This is a genomic window from Sporomusa sp. GT1 (assembly GCF_014634905.1).
In the GTDB taxonomy this organism is placed as follows: Bacteria; Bacillota; Negativicutes; order Sporomusales; family Sporomusaceae; genus Sporomusa; species Sporomusa sphaeroides.
Genome location: NZ_BMBX01000064.1, coordinates 1 through 1,562 on the forward strand (window position 1 = coordinate 1; position 1,562 = coordinate 1,562).

Here is a 1,562-nt window from a genome sequence, read left to right on the forward strand (position 1 = left end):
GACATGCCATAGCTTCGGTTCCGTGCTTTAGCCCCGGACATCTTCGGCGCACAATCTCTCGACCAGTGAGCTATTACGCACTCTTTAAATGGTGGCTGCTTCTAAGCCAACATCCTGGTTGTTTCGGAAATTCCACATCCTTTGCCACTTAGCACGGCATTGGGGACCTTAGCTGATGGTCTGGGCTGTTTCCCTCTTGACTACGGATCTTATCATTCGCAGTCTGACTCCCAGGTTAAAGTATATTCATTCGCAGTTTGACAAGGTTCAGTAACCTAAAAGGCCCCTAGCCCTATCAGAGCTCTACCGTCTATACTCATTACCTGAGGCTAGCCCTAAAGCTATTTCGGGGAGAACCAGCTATCTCCGCGTTCGATTGGCATTTCACCCCTATCCACATCTCATCCCAAAGCTTTTCAACGCTCACGGGTTCGGTCCTCCACGCATTTTTACCTGCGCTTCAACCTGGACATGGATAGATCACTGCGGTTTCGGGTCTACAATAACTAACTGTCGCCCTGTTTAGACTCGCTTTCGCTTCGGCTCCGTGTGTTCCACTTAACCTTGCTAGTTACTGTAACTCGCCGGTTCATTCTTCAATAGGCACGCCGTCAGCCTCATATGGGCCTTCGACTGCTTGTAGGCATACGGTTTCAGGTTCTGTTTCACTCCCCTCCCGGGGTGCTTTTCACCTTTCCCTCACGGTACTATGCGCTATCGGTCGCCAAGGAGTATTTTGCCTTGGAGGGTGGTCCCCCCTGCTTCCCACAGGGTTCCTCGTGTCCCGTGGTACTCTGGATTCCGGCCATTTCGCTCTGCCTTTCGCTTACAGGGCTTTTACCTTCTGCGGCCTACCTTTCCAGGTAGTTCGACTAGGCCTGGCGAAACTGTTGCCGGTCCTCAACCCCAAAGAGCTAAGCTCTCTGGTTTGGGCTCTTCCCCGTTCGCTCGCCGCTACTTAGGGAATCTCGTTTGATTACTTTTCCTCCGGGTACTTAGATGTTTCAGTTCCCCGGGTGCCCTCACTACGTTAGTAGTGTGACGGTGCATTACCACCGCCGGGTTCCCCCATTCGGAGATCTAGGAGTCAAAGCTTGCTTGCAGCTCATCCTAGCTTTTCGCAGCTTACCGCGTCCTTCTTCGGCTCTTGGCGCCTAGGCATCCACCGTATGCCCTAAATAACTTGACTTATGCTGCAAAGCTGCAACTGTCTATCGCGCATCATCTGCTTCGTTGTCAGTCCGGGCGCTCTCTTCGACGTACTTCCAGTACGACTCCGTTCGCGTCCTCCCTCCGCCTCGCATCTGATACACGCTAGCCAGTTTCGCCTCAGCTTACACTAGCTTTTGCTAATTTATAAAAAAATCCTAATTGCGCGTTTAAGAACTTCTCATATTTGCATATAAGAGGTTATTTAAACTTTGCTTTCTTCTGTGCAGTTTTCAAGGAACATTATAAATTGATGAACACTAACGTGTTCATCAAAACCAGCAACTTCCTAATCTCCCAGGCCGTTTCCAGCCAAGTACCTTCGGCGTTTATGGGCTTAACTACTGTGTTCG

At 50.4% G+C, this 1,562-nt stretch carries 1 rRNA gene; it reads right to left on the reverse strand.

From position 1 onward, the window contains the following. Positions 1-1,189 (reverse strand): 23S ribosomal RNA (locus GT1_RS21820); the annotation flags it as partial. Between the last annotated feature and the right edge of the window lie 373 nt (positions 1,190-1,562).